Origin of the sequence: Desulfococcus sp., from assembly GCF_050178255.1 — a bacterium.
Lineage (GTDB): Bacteria > Desulfobacterota > Desulfobacteria > Desulfobacterales > Desulfococcaceae > Desulfococcus > Desulfococcus multivorans.
Window position 1 is genome coordinate 1 of record NZ_JBFXGG010000032.1, and the last position, 18,236, is coordinate 18,236.

The 18,236-nt window shown below is 56.5% G+C and carries 18 protein-coding genes; 9 read left to right on the plus strand and 9 right to left on the minus strand.

The annotated features are described in order from the left end of the window. Window positions 1–1,012 (plus strand): 1-acyl-sn-glycerol-3-phosphate acyltransferase (locus AB7S84_RS08295; protein WP_428153875.1); only part of this gene is annotated, 1,012 nt, incomplete at its 5' end. Window positions 1,013–1,128: 116 nt separating this feature from the next. Here the strand turns inward: AB7S84_RS08295 and AB7S84_RS08300 are convergent. Genes AB7S84_RS08300 through AB7S84_RS08310 form a run of 3 tightly spaced genes read right to left on the minus strand, consistent with a single transcriptional unit; the run spans window position 1,129 to window position 5,711 of the window. Further along, window positions 1,129–2,178: a prolipoprotein diacylglyceryl transferase family protein gene (locus AB7S84_RS08300; RefSeq protein ID WP_020876023.1), complete on the minus strand. Its 1,050-nt coding sequence runs from the start codon at window positions 2,176–2,178 to the stop codon at window positions 1,129–1,131. A 27-nt stretch (window positions 2,179–2,205) separates the two neighbouring features. Then, on the minus strand, window positions 2,206–3,285 hold the full coding sequence (locus AB7S84_RS08305) for a phosphatidylserine decarboxylase (protein WP_020876022.1): 1,080 nt from the start codon (window positions 3,283–3,285) through the stop codon (window positions 2,206–2,208). Next, a complete protein-coding gene (locus tag AB7S84_RS08310) occupies window positions 3,282–5,711 on the minus strand; it encodes a hypothetical protein (RefSeq protein ID WP_078081376.1) in 2,430 nt (809 codons plus the stop codon). Before AB7S84_RS08310 ends, AB7S84_RS08305 begins: the two co-directional genes overlap by 4 nt. A 168-nt stretch (window positions 5,712–5,879) precedes the next feature. Here AB7S84_RS08310 and AB7S84_RS08315 point away from each other — a divergent pair, with 168 nt between their 5' ends. Further along, a complete protein-coding gene (locus AB7S84_RS08315) occupies window positions 5,880–7,043 on the plus strand; it encodes a DUF2786 domain-containing protein (protein ID WP_144016519.1) in 1,164 nt (387 codons plus the stop codon). Between the two features lie 35 nt (window positions 7,044–7,078). Here the strand turns inward: AB7S84_RS08315 and AB7S84_RS08320 are convergent, their stop codons facing one another. Next, the gene (locus tag AB7S84_RS08320) at window positions 7,079–7,621 is read right to left on the minus strand and encodes a methylated-DNA--[protein]-cysteine S-methyltransferase (RefSeq protein WP_234979167.1); all 543 of its coding nucleotides are present in this window, start codon (window positions 7,619–7,621) and stop codon (window positions 7,079–7,081) included. A gap of 261 nt (window positions 7,622–7,882) precedes the next feature. Between AB7S84_RS08320 and AB7S84_RS08325 the strand changes: the two genes are divergently transcribed. Further along, window positions 7,883–8,179, plus strand: a complete 297-nt coding sequence (locus tag AB7S84_RS08325) for an integration host factor subunit alpha (RefSeq protein WP_020876018.1) — start codon at window positions 7,883–7,885, stop codon at window positions 8,177–8,179. 419 nt (window positions 8,180–8,598) lie between these two features. Here the strand turns inward: AB7S84_RS08325 and AB7S84_RS08330 are convergent, their stop codons facing one another. Then, complete coding sequence (locus AB7S84_RS08330) at window positions 8,599–9,252, minus strand: lactate utilization protein (RefSeq protein ID WP_020876017.1); 654 nt, start codon at window positions 9,250–9,252, stop codon at window positions 8,599–8,601. 321 nt (window positions 9,253–9,573) lie between these two features. Here AB7S84_RS08330 and AB7S84_RS08335 point away from each other — a divergent pair, with 321 nt between their 5' ends. Then, window positions 9,574–10,131, plus strand: a complete 558-nt coding sequence (locus AB7S84_RS08335) for a lipocalin family protein (protein WP_020876016.1) — start codon at window positions 9,574–9,576, stop codon at window positions 10,129–10,131. Between the two features lie 129 nt (window positions 10,132–10,260). Next, window positions 10,261–10,464: a tautomerase family protein gene (locus AB7S84_RS08340; RefSeq protein WP_020876015.1), complete on the plus strand. Its 204-nt coding sequence runs from the start codon at window positions 10,261–10,263 to the stop codon at window positions 10,462–10,464. 18 nt (window positions 10,465–10,482) lie between these two features. Here the strand turns inward: AB7S84_RS08340 and AB7S84_RS08345 are convergent, their stop codons facing one another. Next, window positions 10,483–11,451, minus strand: coding sequence for an acyltransferase (locus AB7S84_RS08345; protein WP_020876014.1), 969 nt, complete (start codon window positions 11,449–11,451; stop codon window positions 10,483–10,485). A 368-nt stretch (window positions 11,452–11,819) separates the two neighbouring features. Between AB7S84_RS08345 and AB7S84_RS08350 the strand changes: the two genes are divergently transcribed. The 4 genes from AB7S84_RS08350 (at window position 11,820) to rnmV (ending at window position 14,193) form a co-directional block, all read left to right on the plus strand. Beyond that, window positions 11,820–12,215 carry a hypothetical protein gene (locus tag AB7S84_RS08350; RefSeq protein WP_020876013.1) on the plus strand — a complete coding sequence of 132 codons (396 nt, stop codon included), beginning with the start codon at window positions 11,820–11,822 and terminating at the stop codon, window positions 12,213–12,215. An 80-nt stretch (window positions 12,216–12,295) separates the two neighbouring features. After that, on the plus strand, window positions 12,296–12,520 hold the full coding sequence (locus AB7S84_RS08355; RefSeq protein ID WP_020876012.1) for a YMGG-like glycine zipper-containing protein: 225 nt from the start codon (window positions 12,296–12,298) through the stop codon (window positions 12,518–12,520). Between the two features lie 203 nt (window positions 12,521–12,723). Then, window positions 12,724–13,467: an enoyl-CoA hydratase/isomerase family protein gene (locus AB7S84_RS08360; protein WP_020876011.1), complete on the plus strand. Its 744-nt coding sequence runs from the start codon at window positions 12,724–12,726 to the stop codon at window positions 13,465–13,467. Window positions 13,468–13,635: 168 nt separating this feature from the next. Continuing rightward, window positions 13,636–14,193: a ribonuclease M5 gene (gene rnmV / locus AB7S84_RS08365; RefSeq protein WP_020876010.1), complete on the plus strand. Its 558-nt coding sequence runs from the start codon at window positions 13,636–13,638 to the stop codon at window positions 14,191–14,193. 156 nt (window positions 14,194–14,349) lie between these two features. On the opposite strand, the gene AB7S84_RS08370 is transcribed toward rnmV, so the two are convergent. From AB7S84_RS08370 to AB7S84_RS08380, 3 genes are read right to left on the minus strand one after another with little or no spacing between them, the layout of a single operon-like run. Next, complete coding sequence (locus tag AB7S84_RS08370; protein ID WP_020876009.1) at window positions 14,350–15,465, minus strand: PQQ-dependent sugar dehydrogenase; 1,116 nt, start codon at window positions 15,463–15,465, stop codon at window positions 14,350–14,352. 48 nt (window positions 15,466–15,513) lie between these two features. Continuing rightward, a complete protein-coding gene (locus tag AB7S84_RS08375) occupies window positions 15,514–15,741 on the minus strand; it encodes a hypothetical protein (RefSeq protein ID WP_174376642.1) in 228 nt (75 codons plus the stop codon). Window positions 15,742–15,764: 23 nt separating this feature from the next. Next, window positions 15,765–18,053 carry an inorganic phosphate transporter gene (locus AB7S84_RS08380; RefSeq protein WP_020876007.1) on the minus strand — a complete coding sequence of 763 codons (2,289 nt, stop codon included), beginning with the start codon at window positions 18,051–18,053 and terminating at the stop codon, window positions 15,765–15,767. Between the last annotated feature and the right edge of the window lie 183 nt (window positions 18,054–18,236).

An 18,236-nucleotide genomic window follows, 5' to 3' on the forward strand; every position in this document is an offset into this window, starting at 1 on the left:
AAAATTAGTAGTGCTGGCGGAGAGCCGCGATCAGGCCGCCGACGTATTGGCTGGTCTCAAGAAGCGGATCGTAAACGCGGCGGTCGATATCCTGGGCATGCCCCCGGACGAGGTGATTTTGGTCCCGCCCGGCACCGTCCTTAAGACCTCCAGTGGAAAGATCCGCAGGGCTGCGAGCCGGGAGCTCTACAAGAAGGGCCGTATCGAGCAGGGGCCCCGGGCTGTGTGGTGGCAGCTGGCTCGCCTGACCGCCGGCGGAATCCTGCGGCAAGCCGGCCGGTGGATGCGGCAGGCGGCCTCAACCGGCTATGCCGGTTATTGCTGGCTGCTCTTTATGGTGCTGGGAGCGTTGGCGGCCCCTCTCGTATTCTTGTTGCCGTGGCGCGGCGGACGCCGGCGCGTAGCCCGGACGGTGGCCCGGCTGCTGGCCCGCCTCACCGGCACGCCCATCGTGGTCCGCGGTCTGGAGCATCTGCAGACGGAAGAGCCGCTGATTCTGGTCGCGAATCATCAGAGCTATATGGACAGCATAGTGCTGATAGCGGCGCTGCCGATGCGATTTGGTTTTGTCGCCAAGGCCGAGTTGGCCGAAAACGTCGTTTTACGTCGGGTTCTGACCCGCCTCGATGTGGTCTTTGTAGAGCGGTTCGACAGTCGCCAGGCCATAGAGGATGTCCGAAGGATCGAGAAGCTTGCCGCTGCCGGACAGTCGCTTCTGTTCTTCCCCGAGGGCACCTTCCGACGGATGCCCGGGCTGCTGCCGTTTCATATGGGTGCGTTTCTGATCGCTGCGGATAACAATCTGGCGGTGGTGCCCATCGCCATCCGGGGGACGCGGTCTAAATTGCTCCCCGAAACGTGGTTTCCGCGGCGGGGCCCGGTGCATATCTTTATCGGTCCTCCTCTCCGAGGAGAGGGACCGGGTTGGGCGTCGGCCCTCGATCTGCGCGAAGCGGCACGACGGCAGATCCTGCTTCACTGCGGCGAGCCGGATCAGGGTGGGGATGCATAACGGGGCAAGCGGATGATGGCGTCTGTTTTCAAGATCACTTCATTCGATTTTCAAGCCGAAATCAATTTTGGCCATGCCGGATATCCGTTCTGGAATGATCGGAACCATGACGTCCTTTAAATCCGCTCTCGGATTACATGAAACGACAAGTGGGATTCCGTGACCTTGCTGCGGCCGGTGTAGAGGAAAACGGTCATCCACAAGACCTGCAGGGCCAGGATCACGGCGGGGTGCCAAAGGCATTTCATGCCCTGAAGCACCTCCGGCGCTACAACGACGGTTTCGGAGCAGCGGAAGGCGATGACGGCGGCATAAGCAACGGCCCCAAGGGCCATGACCTGGTAGGTGGAGAATTTCCGTCTTCCGCGGTAGTCGGCCCGGAAGACTTCGGAGACAGAACGCCAGACCTGGGTGATGACCAGGCTCTCGAAGAAGGCCGTGGTGGGAAAGCCTTTGAGGAACAGGTAGATGCCGGCGATGCCCGCGCTGCAGTAAATCACGGCGGTGACGGCCTGGATGGGGACGACCGGCACGCCGTCCCACCCGTCGGCGTAGGCGATCTTCTTGGTTTTGCCCGAGAACACAAAGCGCTTCCTGGAAAAAAAGCGCTGGATGAGGGGATGGCAGGCCTTGAGCGGCTTGCCGTAGCAGCAGCCGAAACTGATGCAGGCGAGTCGGCCGACGCCTTCGCCAAAGGCATAGCTCACGGTAAGCGCTGCCATGAAGATCATGATGTCGATGGGGGTCTGGACCCAGGGCCGAAGTGCCAGGTTGGCCCCCGCAACCAGCCACGGGGCGATGAGAATACCCACGAAGGATGCGCCGCCAATGGTGAAGGTGTAGCGTTTTTTTTCGACGATCCCGGCGACGGTCCGGGAGGCGGGGATGCAGACCCCCAGGAGTGTCGCTGTGACGGCAAGGACGGCCACGAGGGGCGCGCCCACGGATCCCATCAGAATGATGAAGATCACGACGGACAGCCCGTAGGCATTGGCGTTAAAGAGGCCGTAAAAGGTCAGGTTCTCCCCCTGCCAGCCGCCGGCGTGCTTGAGGCGGGGGAGGACGGCCAGGATCTGCCATCGCTCCGAAGGCAGCGTTTTGAAGCCCCACGAAAAGACCAGGGTCAACAGCAGGGTCAATCCCAAAATAAACAGTTCATCGGTCATCTGACGTCTCTCCTCTGACACCTTTGATCAGGTTAAAGCAATGCGGGCCTTCCCCGCGGTATTTCGGACAGGTCGACGAACCGCTCCGATTGTTGCCGGCTTCCGCCGGCCGATCTCCTGGCGCACCCGGACCTCCGTCTCTACCAGAGGCCTGCCGAACCCCTCGGAGAAACGGGTCTGCACTCCCTGACGGTGGAGGTTTTCAAGGATGTCCTCGGAAAAGACAATTCGCGCCGGCTCGAAAACGAGCACGTCGGTGGAACTGCCGGGCCGATAGAGGCTCTTCGGCATGCCCTTTTTCAAAAACATCCCCGGTGCCACGTTCCGGGGAGCATCATACCGCGTGTCGCTATAACATTGTACAATATCGCCGATCATGAGGGCCGCCACCTCGATCATGGCTGCCAACCCCACCCGGCTGCCGCCGGGCACGTCAGTGTCGATGACGGTGACAATCCGGCGGTTTTTGGAAAAGGATGCACTGGTGGCCATGAGCGCCCCAGGGTTGCATGGGTGATAGTCACCCGCGATTTCGTATATATCGACGACGCGTCCGGCTACCGGGGTGTGATTGTAGTGATACTTGTCGGGGGTCAGCCGGAAAACGGCCACATCGCCGCCTCTGAAGGCCGATAACCAGATCGGCTTGTGAGGACTGATGAGCTCTTCGTAGTCGAAGAACTTCTCCTTGATGAAGAGTTGGGAGGTTCTCGAAAAAGAGCCCACCAACACCCGGGCGTCGGCGGGCGAAACCACGACGTCGGGATTGTCCGGCATGGGCCGCGTTTCCCAGTAGCGGATCTTCCGCTCGAAAATTTTTCGGGCTGTGTCAATTTCATGGGGCGGATCAAGGCATTCAGTCAGATCGATTCCCAGCTCCCTGTGGAATCGCCCGGCACGGGCGATACGGCTGCCAATGGCGGCATCATAGGTGTTCCACGCCAAAAGACGCGATATCCTGGCTGAAATCAAAAGGTTGAAAAGGCGGGACGGCCGCTCCCGCTCGGCGGCGTAAAGGGCGTTTACCAGCCGATCGGCATACAGGGTTTCGGTCTCTACCCGTCCCGTGGACCGTTCGATATATTGATGAGGGGTCAAGGCGGTCATGGGGTTTCGATCTCCCTGTTCTGCTGGATGTCGTGATGGATGCTCAGGATAATGAGCTGGATCAGCTGATGCAGGGACCGATCGTCGATTTCCTCCGTGACGATCCCGCGTCGGATTTTCTGGAAGAATTCCCAGGCGCCCTGATGGCCCAAGCCCAGGATGCCGGCAAGCGCCTCGCGAAAGACGCCGCGTTTCAAAGCCGCCCAGGCATCCAGCTTGATGAAATTCTGTTCGAGAAAATCGATGGACTCCATCATGTGGCGTTTTCTCAGGGTTTCCCGATAGTATTGCTCCGAGGCCGTGTTGAAGACATCGGCCGGGAGCTTCATGGGATGGTCGACATTAACCTCCTCCAGGATAGACCGGGTCAACCGGTCGGCTGCGGCATGGGTTTCGGGGGCCTCGATCCGGTCGGAAAGATCCGCCAGGATCTCCGAGAGTCCCATCATCTCCACCAGGTCGGCGGCATCGGTCCGAAGGATGTCGACGAGGGCTTTTCGGAACTCGAGGTTGTAGACCCGAATGAAGCCCTGGTAACGATGGCTGGGACGGGTATGGCGGACCCGCTGCAGGATCAGATGCATGAACGCATTAGGGGTGTCCTTTCGGATGAAAAAGGTCGGAATGCCGATGGCGCTGCCGAAGAAGATCTGCCGTCGCTCGCTCTCAACGAAAGGTTCGTCCGGGATGTGGGCGTGGGTGATTTTACCGCTGATGATGTATTTGAAGGCCAGTGCGGTGACCAGGTTCTGCAGGGCGGCCGCCGGAGCCATGTCTCCGCCGATGGATTCGAAAAGGCTGTAGTAGCGGCCTTCGAAGCCCGAAAATCCCATGACGGCATACTCCCGGAGGCGATAAGGCAGGTACATGGGCATCTCTGCATCGAAGATCCCGAACTCGACGAGATCCTGCTTGAGGCGAACGTCATTTCCCACCTCGCCGTTCAGGGCAGGACTTCGATCGGTACTCATGAGAGCGACGAAATAATCGAGCAGTCTGTAGTCCCGTACGAAATCCCCCCTCAGGCCGAAAATCCGGCTGAACTGCCGGTCTATCCATTTGGGGCCGAAGGGCGTGATCGGCTGTCCCAGCACCTTGAGCCGGGCTTTTTTCTTCCAGCGGCGCCAGATCATCCGGAGGTGAGTGAAATCGAGCTCGTGGGGTAGGAAACCCAAGGCCTTTTCCGGATGGAAGTCGCTGAAATCCAGCCGATAGGGTGCGGCGCTGTACGTGCCGACAAAAAGCGGCAAAAAATGCTCGGCAATCTTGATGGCCAGGTCTCCCAGGATCTTTTCGTCCCAGGCGTCAAAACCAGACGCCGGATCTTTCATCAGGCGCGTGAGCTTTCGGCTCCCCAGGCTGATGTGGGTGCCGTTGTTGGCCAGGCTGACATTGGAGAGAGAGGGCAGAACCACCAGGTCCCGGGTGATGATGCCGGCCTCTTTCAGTCGAGCAATGCCGTTCAGCTGACTTCGGGAGAGGACCTTGTGGCAGAGCTGCATGTACCGGTGTTTGTTTTCACCACGGCGCCATCCCGAGAGGCAAGGGCTCATATACAACTCCCGGTAGAAGGTGTCGGATATCAGTTCGTTCAGCCGCTTCTGGCGGGCGTGGGTATGAGGAGCGAAATAGACCATGGCGCGCTGGCCGCCGGCAAGAAGGCCGAATTTCCGATTGGCATAGAGGATGAGGAGCTGGCTCAGCAGATAGCGTTTTGCGGTTTCCCGGGCAATGCCTTCCCCCGGTGCTGTGTTCCGGGCCGACAGGACCGGATGGAAGGAGGTGGTCTCCGGCGAGGTGTTGTCGTTGATAAAATGATCCATGAGACCTTCGCCTACGCTTCGGATGACCGCATGGGTGCCCGGGCCGTCGGCCAGGGCGTCGGCCAACGCGAGCTTGATCAGATAGCTGACGGGAATGCGGATGTAGGTTTCGCCGTTCCGGGTGACGGTGAACCGATCGGCATCCCGGCGTCGGGGGCCTTCAGGACGGTGCCGGTCGGCGGCAAGGTCACGGGCGAAAACACTTCGGGAGTAATCGTTAAGGGCGGAATGGTGGAACCGGACCCAACTGTTTTCCCAGATGCCGTTCGTATTGTCGTTGATGAAGTTCTCGAGGTCGGCAATACTGCGCCGGGGCGATTCTCCCGTGCCTGTCCGTTTCATGAGGTTCTGATAATAGTTGGACTGCTGGATGATGATAGGCAAGTCCACATGTTCGGAGGCACCGGTCACCACGGCCTGAAGTTCGTTTTCAGCCCCGAAGGTGGTGTCGCCGGCCCCAAAAGGAAGGGCCTGAGCAAAGACCTCGGGCGGGCTTCCCGGGCGAGCGCCCAGGAGGTCCTGAATTCGCGATAGCGCTTCCGTGAGCAATGGCTCAGGCCCGGCGTTATTTCTTTCTGCAAAAAGGGGGCTTAAGGTTCCCAAAAGGTTCTCCTTGATCAAGGGGTTATTTTCCTTTATAGACGTTCGTCAAATACGGCAGGGCTTCATCACCCGACCTTTATGTCAGGCAGGAGTGTATACCGGACAAAGGTTAGGCCGATGCAAAAAAGACATTAAAAATCGATTAAATCAGAAGGATATTAAATGGGCATGGGGAGTGTCGCAGGTGTGGACGGAGGGGCCGGTGGGCTTTCGGCGGCCCTTGAGCGAAGCATCCTCCACGGTCTGGCCTGCGAATGGGAGTGCGCCTCCTGGGGGCTGGCGGAAATATACCGAAACCGATTGAAAAAACCCCTGTTTCGGCTTGAAACCCTGACAAGCCGGCTGGGCTATTGGTCTGAAACCCACGGAGAGATCGTTCTGGGCAGAGATCTTGTTTTGAACCATCCGTGGGACAGCGTCCGGGAAGTCCTACACCACGAAATGGCCCACCAGTTGGCCGGTCAGGCTCTGTATCCGAACCCCGCCGAACCGCCCCACGGGCCGACCTTTCAGGAGGCATGTCGACTGCTTCGCGCAAACCCCAAGGCTTCCGGGCGTTACGAGACGCTTCATGAACGTCTTGCGCGGGATACCCTTAACGCGGAGGACAGGATTCTTCTCCGTGTTCAGAAGCTCATGGCGCTGGCCGGCAGTCACAACCGGCACGAAGCCGAGGCCGCAATGTTCAAAGCCCATGAGCTGATGCGAAAGCACCATATTGATCAACTCACCCGGAAAACGCAAAGGGACTTCGTGAGCATCTTCATCGGTGCTCCGGCCCTTCGCCATTTCAGGGAATCCTATGAGCTGGCCTTTTTGCTTCAGGAATTCTATTTTGTTCAAGGACTCTGGGTCCCGGCCTATGTCGTGGAAAAGGAAAAGATGGGGCGGGTACTGGAGATCAGCGGCACGCTCCGGAATGTTCGGATCGCCGGTTATGTCTACGATTACGTGTGTCGTTTCATCGACTGCGAATGGGATTCGTATCGGCGGCAAAACAGGATAACCCGGGGGCGTTGCCGAAAGACCGATTTTGCCGTGGGGGTGGTTCGGGGCTTTAAATCCAAACTGGCATCTCGACAAAACGGCGAGAGTCAAGCGGCGACATCCCATGCGTTGGTCGAGCTGAAGGATTGCCGACTGGATGCCTATATGCGGTATCGATATCCTTCGGTGCGAAAGATCCACAAAAACCCCGTCCGGCGGGAGATGTCCGTTCTCGAGGACGGTATCCGCCGCGGCGAACGCCTGGTGATCGCCGAGGGAATCACCGATAAGGACGGTGACCTCGACAAACGCCTCTCGCACCACAGTATCCCTGGAAAAGGGTGACGATATCGCCCGACAGGTTGGGGGGCGTAGAGACCTTATGCCCGGTTTTGTCCCTTCAGATAGGCCTTCTCCAGATTCAAAAGGCTTTCCTTGACGGTGATGCCCCCGCCAAATCCCACCAGTCGACCGTCGGCCCCGATCACCCGGTGGCAGGGAATGACAATGGGCAGGGGGTTTCGATGGTTGGCGCCGCCTACGGCCCTGGAGGCTCTGGGGTTGTCGATGCGGCGGGCAATGTCGCCATAGGAGGCCGTTCTGCCGTAAGGAATTTCCCGGAGTGCCTGCCAAACTTTCAATTGAAAAGGCGTTCCCTCAAGATGGATATCCAGGGAAAATGTTTTCAACTCACCCGAGAAATAGGCGGAGAGCTGACGAATGGCCTCTCTGAAGGGGGATTCTGCCTGTTTGCTCCCGAGGTGGGGAATCGGGGGTGGGGATGCGTCAAAGTGAATGAAATGCAAGCGATCGTCGTATCCCTCCAGCAGAAGCCCACCCACCGGGCTGTCCATGATCCAGTGGTACATCATGATGTGCTTCCCTTTTGGATCGTCAAAAAAGTTGTTGTTTCTTTTTTTCAATACCACCCTCCGTCCGGAAGCGCAATCGAGAATCCATGCGCGTGAACTACAGGTCTCGATCCTGAGAATTTCCAGGCTGCCCCTCAAATAGCCCGATTTAGCCTTTGACAAAAAGAATCTATGTAAGTATAAGTTATTTTAAATAAACATAAACGGCACTCGAATCAGTTGCGTACTGCATTCTCTGCATATGTCAAATTCAGGCACGATGCAGATGTTGAAACTAACAGGCAACCTAACCATTTGGAGAAGACGGAAGTTATGACACTCACAAAGGCCACGATCATCGAAAAACTTCAGGAAGAATTAGGCTCTGCCGGTTTTACCAAAAGCAAAAGTTCGGAAGTGGTGGAGACGCTGCTCACGATCATGAAAGATACCATGGAAAAAGGGGAAGACATTCTGATTTCGGGTTTCGGGAAGTTTCAGGTCAGAGAGAAAGCCCAGCGAAAGGGGCGGAATCCGGCGACCGGAGACGCCATGATGTTGGCGCCCAGGCGGGTGGTCACCTTCAAATGTTCCGGGCGATTGAGGGAACGGATCAACGGCGGGGAATAGCATCTTGTTCAGATGGATGTCGGCCCGATCCGAGATCATCAAAGAGAGCCGGCTGATGCCGGCTTTCTTTGTTTTGCAATGGTGATGGTGACACCGAGGAACGATCAAAAGTCGGCAGGGTGGGCGTCATGAGGATACATCCTGTCGTCAGGGGCAGGCGACACTGGTCGGTAATACCTGAGATAGGTTTGGGGATGTGGGGAAAGTAAATCTTGAGCTGCAGCATTGGCCGTCCCGAAAAAAAACACGATCGTTTCGGAAAATCAAATGTAAGCTGTTTCTGCATTTTTACGGGAAATCTTTCACCTTAAAAATGGCGCCGGACAGGCATCTGTCGCGTGCCGGTCCTTGAACTGATGACGACGGCGCAGTGACGCAATCACTTTTCCGGGAGACAGATCGGCGCACATGCACGCCGTTTACAGCCCCAAATCCTCATTGATCAGAATGATCTTGACACGGCCTTTAGGGAAGGATTTTTCCGTGATGGTCCAGGTGTTGCAGATGCGGCTGGAACTCTTGCAGTCCTCGCACCGTCCGGTTTTGACGCAGGGCGTCTTCATGTCGAGTCGCATGGCATTGATGGGTGCAACATAATTTTTGATACGGAGCATAGCCTCTTCGACGTCGGGCACGATTTTATTCCGTCCGACGAGAACCACCACCTCTTTGGGGCCGAAGGTAAGACCGCCGATACGGTTGCCGATCATATCGAGATTGACGAGTTGTCCGTCTTCCGTCACGGCGTTGGTTCCCGTGAAAAAGAGATCCACCAGCAGCGAGTGGCGCCTGCGCTCTATTTTTTCAGCGTGAGGTACATCCTTGTCCGTGGTGTCGATGATGGTGATCTCCCGAGTGTCAACGATCGCTTCATAGATTCCCGAAGCCGTGAAGGTCATGGAGCCGCCCCAGGAGATGGAGGTCGGCTTTGATTTGGGCAGGATGTCTTCCATGACGATGTTCCTGGCGCCTTCAAGGTTTGAAGCTGTGAAGACTTCGAAATGATTGGCCTCCAGGGCTTCCTTTACATCACCGATGCGAATCTCCCAGAAATTCTGAATGGGTTGGTCCATGGGGAGCCTCCTTACGATTCTTAACCATTATAAATAGTTGTTCCGAAGATCAACGGTGCTTCACAGTTGCCGACGGCGATGCCGTCTGCGTCTTGTACCGGTTTGGGATCTGCGTGCGCAGGGATCCTCTCTGCAACCGCATAAGATTATAGGTCATCTGACGGCGGGGTACAAGAAGAATTCGCCCTGAACTATAACAGGGTATGAGAATGCTTGAAAAGGTGTCGATCCTGGCGTATGTTTTGCTGAAATGAAAATCGATGTCGGCACTGATTCCGGATGATGATTTTCGGGCAAAAACAATACGGAAAGAGGAGCGCTTTGAAAAGAAAGTGCGGCGGGACTGAAACATGGATTAAATGCGGAGCGGCCGTGGTTTTGGGGCTCCTTTTGGGATGTGTGGGGCCGCCCGAGGAGATTCGGCCGGTGAAGGCGTTCGATGCTGAACGATACCTGGGCGTCTGGTACGAGATCGCCCGGCTGGATCATTGGTTCGAGCGGAATCTGACGGACGTGTCCGCCACCTACAGCCTTAGGAACGACGGCGGCATTGATGTTCTGAACCGCGGATTCGATGTGTCCTCCCAAAAATGGAAAATTGCTCGGGGCAGAGCCTATGCTGTCGGGGACAACGACGAGGGCAGTTTCAAAGTTTCCTTTTTCGGGCCGTTTTACGGCGGTTATCACGTTATTGATCTGGACCGATATACATATGAATATGCATTGGTCTGCGGATCGAACCGGTCTTATCTCTGGATATTGGCCCGTAACCCGCAGCTTCCCGAGGAGAAAACCGCTCACTTGATCGAAACGGCGAAATCCATGGGGTTTGACACCAGCGGGCTGATTTTTGTCGCTCACAAACACCGCGAATCCTGACGTCCCCCGGACGTTCATGGATCCAACTCAACTGTCGACTTTCATAGGCCGTATCCTCCCGGCACCACTATCCGGTCACCATCATGAAAGTCGACAGTTGAAGATCCAACCTGCAGAAAGAGGCGTTTCATGCCGTACGTGAATATCAAGGTGACGCGAGAAGAGGTTACCGCGGAACAGAAGGCTGGACTGATCAAAGGGGTTACAACGCTGTTGACGGAGATCCTGGGAAAAAACCCCGAGACGACCGTCGTTGTGATCGAGGAGATCGATACCGACAACTGGGGCATCGGCGGAGAGCCTGTCACGGTCCGGCGCCGCCGAGGGCAATAGCGATTTGCGACAATTCCCCTACATCTTGTTCAGACTGGGAAACGGGCTGCACGTCGGCATGGGGCCAAGGGCCCCGGCCTCGACGCCTTGGGCAGGGGGCAGGGCAAGCAATTCCTCTATGCATAGGTCCTTCTGCGCCCAGAGTGCGTTGACCCAGGTCTGAAAGGCTTTTTGGTAGCTCTCGTCGTTGAAGTAGTCGCCGCGCATTTCAGGCGTTATGGTCAAGGTTCTGACATGGATCCGGACATCGGTGACCTTGCCACAAACAAAATCCCAGAAGCTCCTTGCCCCATCGGGATAAGCGATGGTCACGTCGATGAGGCTGTCGAGACATTCCCCCATGGCACCGATCACGAAGGCGATACCCCCGGCCCTGGGCTTCAAGAGGTTGCAATAAGGCGATTTCTGCTGTTCGTGCTTTCGCGTGGTGAAGCGGGTTCCCTCGACAAAATTCATGACGGAGACCGGAATCGTCTTGAACTTTTCGCATGCTTTACGGGTAACCGCGAGATCCCGTCCTTTGAGATGGGGATGCTTTTCCAGAAAACTTTGCGTGTAGCGTTTCATAAAGGGGAAGTCGAGGGCCCACCAGGCCAGGCCCATGACGGGAAACCAGAAGAGTTCTTTTTTAAGGAAAAATTTAAGAAACGGGATCCGTCGATGGAAAATCCGCTGGAGGATCAGGATATCGATCCACGTCTGGTGGTTGGAAACCACGAGGTACCAACTTTGGGCACGGAGATTCTCCATTCCGAAGACCTGGAGTGATATGTCGGCGAATATCTTCTGGTTGAGGTTGTTGAGCGCGATCCAACTGTTGGCGCATGCGTTTAAAATATGATCGCACCCTTTTCGGAAGGCCGCCTGGGGGACGGCCCACTTCAGAAAAGCCGTGAAAAAGATCGGGATGACCCAGAACAGGGTGTTCAAGGCATAGCAGCAAAGAGAAGCGACACCTTTGAAGTCGGCAAAAAGTGTGTTGGTCATAAGTTCCTTGTCACTATTCAGTTTAACTCAACTTTCGACTTTTATGATAGTGGCCGGCACCGGACTATGAAAGTCGAAAGTTGAGGGTTTAAGTTGAGCGTTGCGGAGAATATAGCGGTACATCATTTATATTGGCAAGATTTTCAACACAATTTACAAAATTTTTACAAGTATGGATGCTGCATTCCGCGTCATGGACGTGGAATGCGCGGAACAGGAAGGTCTGGACTCCTGCTGCGGATGTGGTTAATTTAAGTTGAAACGACCGCAATTGTTCAGATCGTAGGGAATTCCAACCATCAAGCAGGGGCCCGTTTCAAAAGAACGGGGGCGACGATGCTGCAAATCCAGCGTATGAGGAGGTGTCTATGAGAATCAGTCGGATGGTATGGATCGTTTTGGCCGTAGCCATGGGGATTGTTATCGCCGCACCGGTGGGCGCGGGTGAGGCGAAACTGCTGACAGGGGATGTCTGGCAGAAGATGTCAAAGGACGAAAAGGTAGCATTTATCTGGGGGGCGGGTCAGGTCGTGACCATCGAACAGGCCATTATGGATAAACTGCCGGAGATGAGACAGGAAACCTTTTCGGCAAAGGTGGTCGAAGGGATGGCGGATACCGATATGAATCAGGTCGTGACGACCATAGACGGATTTTACGCCGCCAATCCGGACAAACTGGATACGGCGGTTTTCCGAGTGATCTGGGATGAAATGATCAGGCCCAATATCAGGACCGGAATCGGAGGGCGTCCCCTGCAATAGGCAGAGCGTGAGCCGAAAGCGATTATCTCGGGATGATCGTCGGATTTAAACGACGGACCATTAAACCAAAGGAGGCAACCATGAGATGCATGAAATATGTTTCAATAGTCTTACTTGCGGCTTTCATACTCGGTTGCGCTGGAATGAGCCAGACTCAGCAGCGAACTGTGAGCGGCGGATTGATGGGTGCCGCAGCCGGCGCGGGTGTCGCGGCCATTGCCGGCGGTGAAGCGGGCGTTGGCGCCCTGGTCGGCGCGGGGGCGGGTGCCCTGGGAGGTTACATGCTCGGTGAAAGCCGCAAATAGTCCGCGGCAGTCATCCCCGTTCCGCCTTCTCCGGCCTATCGGCCGTCCGGCGTGCGGCGCAATGAGAAGCGAAAGCGATTGACATCGATCATCCATGGTATAAAATTAGATAGTTTTCAAGTTCGGTTTATCGGGGATCGGATCGACACGGTCCGGTGCGCTGCTTGCGGCGGCGGATCATTATGTTGAAAAGGAGGGCTGTGGTGCAGAAAGTCGTGATAGAAGGCCAAGGGGAGATCGCACTGCTGAGATTGAACGGGGGGGTTACCAATGCCCTCAATCCGGAGCTTGTAGAAGATCTCGGGGAAGCGCTTCGAACCGTCGAGCGAAGGTTCCGCGGGTTGGTGCTGGCCGGAGGAGAGAAATTCTTTTCCATGGGGTTGGATCTTCCGACCCTGATCCCGATGGAACGGGATGAATTTACCGAGTTTTACGTTGCGTTCAATCGAGTTGTGTTGGCTCTTTTCACGCTTCCCATGCCCACCTGCTGCGCCATCGCCGGACATGCGGTCGCCGGGGGAACCATTATCGCCCTGGGCTGTGATTACCGTTTTGCCGTCTCTGAGAAAAAGCTCGGCCTGAATGAGATTCGGTTGGGCGTGCCCGTTCCCTATCTGGCCGACCTGATTCTGAGGCAGATTGTCGGGGACCGTCAGGCCACGGAGATGATCTACGGCGGAGATTTTCTGGCGGCAACCGACGCGGCCCGATTCGGACTCGTGGATGCATTGCACGCTCGGGAAACCCTGGATGCCCGGGCCGTCGAAAAGGTTACGGCCATTGCGTCCCATCCCCACAAGGCTTTTATCGAGATCAAGAAGAACCGGGTGGAATCCATTCGTGACCGATATGAGCAGTGTCACATCGCCAAAAACAATGCCTTTATCGATTGCTGGTTCAGTGACCCGGTTCGACGGTTGCTCGATGCGGCGGCTCAAAAATTTTAGAAAAAGGCTGAAGACCGGAGATGCACCAAAGGGAGAATTTTGAGTCGCCCTGAGGAACCCCTTGATTGAAAGAATGTCTTTTCAAGGATTCAACTTTCGACTTTCATGATGGTGACCGGCGCCGGCCTGTGAAACTCGAAAGTTGAGTCAAGGAGATAATAGCGTTTCGTGAAAATAAGAGAAGTGATCGTGGTGGAAGGCAGGGGTGACGAGCGGGCCGTAAAGGCGGCGGTTGACGCCGAAGTGATCGTTACGAGCGGATACGGCATTGCCGAGGAAACCTTCCGGAAGATTGCATTTGCCCGACAGCGAAAGGGTGTCATTGTCCTGACGGATCCGGACCGCCCCGGCGACCAGATCCGAAAGCGCATCAACGATCGGGTCCCCGGGTGCAAGAACGCCTATCTCGTTCGACGGGATGCAATTAAAAAGAACGATATCGGGATCGAAAACGCAACGCCCGAGACCATCCGGAAGGCGCTGGCGAAAGCACAATGCGTCGTGGACGCGGCTCCGGACGCTTTCACCCGTGAAGATCTTTTGGTTCACCGTCTTTTCGGGGGCCGGGATGCCGCCCGGCGGCGGGAGACCATCGGCCGTATCCTCGGGATTGGGTATGCCAACGGTAAGCAACTCCTGAAGCGCCTCAATCATTACGGTATCAACCGCCGGGAATTTGAGGGCGCCGTCGATCGATTGACGGATGGAGGAGACGGATCAGGCTGAACCCGGAGCAGCGGGGATGCCGTCTTCCCCCAGACCGGTATCGTTTCGAGCGCCGCCTTCCGCTTTTTTGTCGGTGTGCCCCACAAGATACGGCTTCCAATACGATCGATCGGAACACCGATGGTCTGGCCGCACGAGGTTTGTTTTCGGGCCGGCTTATGGACGGTAATGGATGCGGTAAATTCTTCCGCCGTAGTCATCCGAGACCAAAATGGAGCCGTCAGGCATAACCAATAGATCCACAGGCCGTCCCCATACGCTTCCCTGGTGAAGCCAACCCTCGGCAAACACCTCGTATTCCGCCGATCGATTGCCCTCCAGAAACACCCGGGTGATCCGGTAGCCGATGGGTTCGGTTCGGTTCCATGACCCATGTTCAGCGATGAGAATCTGATTGCGATATTCCGCCGGGAATTGTTTGCCGGTGTAAAACCGCATTCCCAGGGCCGCCACATGAGGTCCCAGTTCCTGGACCGGCGGCGTGAGCGAACGCGGGGGGGTGATCCCGCCGTATTCCGGATCCGGAATATTTTTGCCGTGTTGGAAGGGGTAGCCGAAATGAAGCCCTTTTCGGGGCGCGTGATTGAGTTCGTCCGGAGGGATATCGTCTCCCATGCGATCTCGGCCGTTGTCCGTGAACCAGAGCTCTCCGGTCTCCGGATGCCAGTCGAATCCCACGGTGTTGCGAATGCCTTCGGCAAAGATTTTCAGGCCTGTGCCGTCGGGCCTCATGCGGTGAAGAGCGGCATACCGTGGGTCTCGGCTTCGGCAGATATTGCAGGGTGCACCGACCGGGACATAGAGCATGCCGTCGGGACCGAAAGCGATGAATTTCCATCCATGGCTGCGGTCCTTTGGAAAGTCGTTCCGCACGACGACGGGGGAGGGAATCCGGTCGAGGTTCCGTTCGATATCCGGGAACTTGATGACCCTGTGGATTTCCGCCACATAGAGGTCGCCGTTGTGAATTGCCACGCCGTTTGGAGAGTTCAGGCCGGAAGCGACGGTGAGAATCTCGTCGGCCTTGAAATTCCCGTCGGTGTCGCGAACGGCATACACCTTTCCGGCCCTGCGCGTGCCGACAAACAGGGTGCGGCCCGGGGCCAGCACCATCGACCGGGCATCGGGGATATCATCGGCGAAGACCTGGATATGAAAACCCTCGGGCATCCGGATCCGCTCCAGCGGCACGTCTCCTGTTTTTGCCTGGACATTCGGGATTTCGAAACCGAAAAGTACGATAACCACCATCAGGAAGATTTTGGGATTCATGGCATGATTCTCCTTGTGTTTATGTGCAGAGATGTTCAAGGAAACAGTTCATCTGAAAGAAACCGCCGGAAGCTCTTCGGGGCATATGCCAAATTCGAAACGGTCCAGGCGGTGCAGCCTGCTCAAGGCAATGGTGCCCTCGAGGAGGTCCGGGTGCTTGAGAAAAAAGTTGAGCGCATGATAGGCCCCCATGCGTAAGGAGATCTCCTCGTCATCGATTTTCGGTGACCGTCGATCCAGGAGGTTCCGGACTGCCTCGAGTAAGCCCGCCGTCATCGGAGGAACGGTCTGCCGGGGTCTCATGCCTGGCCGGCGGGTGAAGGCCCATTTCCGGCGTCGACCTCTGCATTTTCCTTCAATGTGAGCGTCTTGTCAAAAATGGTGAGCAGGTGGAGTACCTGTTCGCTGATCTTGAGCACGGCGTTGTTGATCCCATAAAACAGGATGGAGAGGCGCGTCTTGGATGCTCCGCTGCGAATACGCTCGATCTGTTTTCGGTCCAGGTCGTCCAATGTCTCTTTCAGGTTGACGTAATGAGCCGCTATCTCCCTGTAGACGAAGGCCTTCCGGGCGAGCAGCATGTCGGCGGCATCCCGGAGCAGGGCCTCCGCATGGCGCCGGACATCGGACAGTTCCTCCTTTTGGGACGGCAGGAGGCCGGAATGCTGGTTGGCCGTATGGACGTGGCATCTCAGGATCAGGTCCCGCATGCTTTCGGTGATTTCCTGGAGCGCCAGAATGACACTGGCGTATTTGCCCGCATCTCGCAGGTCTGCTTGCTGGGTCAGCCGAAGGGTCTTGAAGATGTTGGCCACGATGATGTTGGACCACCTCTGGAGCTTGCTGGTTTCGTGGCGCAGTTGTTTCAGTCGTTTACGGTCCTGGGCGAGAATTCCGTCAAAACAGGTGGAAATATCGCCTGAAACCTTTTCCAAAAAGCCGCCGCTGTGTTCAAAACAGGTACGAACGGCGAAATGGATGTCCGTAACCCGTTTCAGGTCGAGGCGTTGGATCTCCCGATCCGCCTTTTCCCTGGTGGCGTGGATCTTGAAATTTCGGAAAATAATGAAAGCCACCAAGGCCAGGAGGCCGACAAGGGCGATGCCGTCAAGATAGGCGAGGGCAAAAGCGAAGACCAGAGACACGGTAAAGGCCATGAGAGCGGTGAAGAACCATCCGCCGATAACCGCGAGCACGCCGGTGACCCGATAGACGGCGCTCTCCAGGCCCCAGGCCTGATCGGCCAGTGAGGTGCCCATGGCCACCATGAAGGTCACGTAGGTGGTGGAAAGCGGAAGCTTCATGCTGGTAGCCCAGGAGATGAGCGCACTGGCCACCATCAGGTTGACGCTGGCGCGCAGCAGGTCGAATTCGGGGGTTTTGCCGTCGTAACCCGGCGCGGGCAGATAATCTTCGGCGTCCAGCCGGTCCCGCATCCATCGGCGCACGGCGATGGGGCAGAGTTTCCGGCCGCCTTCGAAAAGACCTGTGACCATGCGGACCATGACCCGGGAGAGATGGGACGAATCAAAGCGCTCGAGCCCCTCCTCCTGTCGACCCAATCTTATCTCGGTTTGTGTAACGGTGCGGGCTTTTCGGGACAGCCATAGGGTGACGACCATAATGGCGCCCGCACCCAGCAAAAATAGGGTGCTGGTATGTACCTTGGCCTGGAGCGCCGCCATGGGCGTTGTGAGGGGGGCGGCGGTGGCCTTGGCCAGTGTGAAGGCGTGAAAGCCGGCCAACGGGACCCCGATGAAATTGACAAGGTCGTTGGCGGCGAAGGCCATGGCGAGAGCGAAGGTGCCGGCCAGCACGATGGGCTTGAGGATATTGATCCGGGTCGTCAGGATAACCACTTGGAACAAGATCGTGAAAAATATGAAACCCGCGCCCAGGATCGTCCATGTGTGGGTGTTGATCCAGGCAACGGCGTCGGCGGTCATGAAAGAAGCGCCTTTGGCGCCTTTGATCAGAATGAAGTAGGTGATCATGGAGAGCGCCATGCCGCCCCAGAGTCCGCCGTAGCGGCGGAGCCGGGGTGCGAAGTCGAAGGTGAAGATCAGCCGCGTCGTGAATTGGGCCGCGACCCCGCAAACAAAGGCAATGCCCACCGACAGCAGAATGCCGGAGATTATGGCTAGCGCTTTGCCGGTGTTGATGTAATCGCCCAGGCTCAACAAGGCTTGTCCGTTCTGTGAGATTTTGAAAATGGATACGGCGATGGCCGCGCCGAGCAGCTCGAACACGATGGAGACGGTGGTGGATGTCGGCATGCCGAAGGTGTTGAAGAGATCCAGCAGCAGAATGTCGGTAATCATGACGGCGATAAAAATGGTAATCAACTCAGGCATGAGAAAATACTGGGGGTGAAAGATCCCTTTTCGGGCGACCTCCATCATGCCGCTGGAAAAGGTTACCCCGGCCAGAATTCCCAGGCTCGCGATGATCATGATAGTGGTTCTGGGGGCCACACGGGATCCCACGGATGAATTGAGAAAGTTGACGGCGTCATTGCTGACTCCGACGATCAGGTCTGCGACCGCGATGGCAAACAGGACGATCAGGGCGAAAAGATAGAGCTCCATTAATTCCTCGTTTTCTGAAAAATGGGTCCGACGGGGCGAGTCCGACTTTTTCTGCATCTTCAGAAGACATGCTTAAAGCCGCCGCCATTGAAAAAAGAACGCGGTATCCTTATCTGCCTATTGTTAGAAATGTGTTAGGAAAACCTGAAACGTTAACATTTTGTTAAGGCGGAACCCGCAAGC